The 1,999-nt window shown below is 54.2% G+C and carries 2 protein-coding genes; one reads left to right on the top strand and one right to left on the bottom strand.

What is annotated here, in order from left to right; genetic code table 11:
- Nucleotides 1-41: 41 nt before the first annotated feature.
- Entirely contained in the window at nt 42-1,538 is a 1,497-nt protein-coding gene (locus RMO15_RS32655; protein ID WP_309723374.1) for a hypothetical protein, read from the top strand.
- On the opposite strand, the gene RMO15_RS32650 is transcribed toward RMO15_RS32655, so the two are convergent.
- Nucleotides 1,535-1,999: hypothetical protein (locus RMO15_RS32650; RefSeq protein ID WP_309723371.1), on the bottom strand; the 465-nt coding region annotated here is incomplete at its 5' end. The two genes, RMO15_RS32655 and RMO15_RS32650, sit on opposite strands and share 4 nt — an antisense overlap.

Genomic DNA, 1,999 nt, shown 5'->3' with positions numbered 1-1,999 from the left:
GCGCCAGCCGCGATTACCCCGGATAACGGAAAGATCAAATTATGCAAGACACCACGCTTCGACTCGAAAAATCGTCCCGAGAGCCCTACACCGTCCGCTACGGCAAGCACGTCGAGTTCTCTCCCGGCGGGCGCTACGTCGCGACCCTCGGAAGACACGAGCATAAGGTCTGGGAAGTGAAGACAGGCAAGCTCGTCTTCCGCTCCAGCATCGACAGCTACCTGGACGATAGCCCCACGCAATGGAACATGGCCCGGCCCCCGTTCTCGTTCGTCAACGATGTGGTTATCTTTGACGGGGAAACCTCGAAGGGAAATACATCCCGCTCGCCTATTCTCGTTGACTTAGAGAACAATATCGGGGAAGAGGCTGCGCTGATGACCACTATTGATATCAGCAATCCCGGTTTCATCCCGATTGATTCCGAGCATTTTCTTCGTTTCGATATCTACAGTGTCAGTCTTTACAATCGAAAGGCCAAGATCGAGCTATGGCGAGTGGATGCGAAAAAGTTGCCGAATGCACGCGGCCAGAATCCACGGGTCGGGTCTGTCATTTGGGACGAGGCGAGCAACCGGGTTCGATTCGGGTGGTCGGACTATCCTAAAAAAGGCAAGCAAGCGGAGCGCATTGCTTCGCTTGCGATGGATGGCACAGACTATCGCGTCGAGTACGAAGAGAAACCGAGTCCACATGATATACGCTTCTTGCCAAGTGGCGATTACATCATAAAAATCCCCATTCGATTCGATATGGCGACGACGGACAAAATAAATTTGGTGCCGCCGATTATCATCGATGTCAAACGAAAGCGACAGGCACCTATCCCCGAAGGCATCGGCTTCTATAATTTCGACGGCTTTCTCCCGGAGAACCAATTCTCACTTTCCCGGCAACTTGCTGACGGCTTGGTCGAGACGATTCAGTGCGATTTAACAACCGGAAAAATAATCCAGAAAACGACGATTCACGGCGTGCCCTACTGGTACAACTCCCCCTTCGCCTGGTCGCTGGATCGTCAGACGATTGCGGTGATGCGGCAGGCACGCGATAAATCTTTCCAGACCGTGACGCTCTACGATGCGCGTGGCAAGTGGCTGATGGATCTGGACGACACGCAGCAGACCATCGCCTTCGACCAGACCCAGAACGCACTCGCCAGCCGCGCCAAAGCCTTCGAAGCCGCGTCTAAAGAAGCGTGGTCTGCCTACGAGCGCCAGATGCGCGACAAGCGCTTTGAAGAAAAGCGGCATGAGATTCCAAGCGAGGCGGAGCTGCAAAAACAAAAGAAAAAAGTGGAGCCAGATGATCCTCGCAGCTACGTCACCTGCTCGTTTTGCAAAGGCAAAGGGGCGTATCGTTTTGAGAACAACCGAAGCGTCGGCGAGTCCTATACCTCGGTTGCGCCTCAGTACGATCTCACCGGGAAAATGGTAGTAGGCCCGCAGTACGGCGTCCGTAGCTCGGCAATCGTAGGCTCGACCGACACCTGGGCCTGCCCCTGCTGTCACGGTACAGGGAAAGTGAAGCGTCGCTAAAGATGAATCCGACATTGACGCTCGTGAAAAGTCCTCCTCCGGCGGTCGCAAGAGTCCCACTTCCCATCTATTCTCAGAAGAATACAAACTACAATCCCAAGTATGTTGTCGCCTGGTTCCTGAAAGCGACGTTTCTCACTCCTGATGGGACGGTCTACCTGCGGTAGTGCGTACCGGAGAAAAATCAGGGAGGAGATGATTTCCTGGAGGTCTTCACACCCGATGGAAAGCGCCTCCAAAGCCTGCGCAACGGCCCGCTTACCAGCAAGTTTCTGCCCACACGGCTTTCCGCCCGCTGGCTCGCGCAGCGAGAGCACAAAGGCCCGCTTCTCTATTTTGAGCAGACATTTCACGATGACAAACAGCCCAAGCCGATCTTTATTGCGTTTCCCGACGGTGTCACCGGTTTTTGCAGCATCAGCCGCGCATACGAGCACAACAAAAAAATGTTTGGAACGGAT

It is taken from the genome of Armatimonas sp., assembly GCF_031410135.1.
Classification (GTDB): domain Bacteria; phylum Armatimonadota; class Armatimonadia; order Armatimonadales; family Armatimonadaceae; genus Armatimonas.
This window is presented reverse-complemented; position numbering and strand designations above follow the sequence as displayed.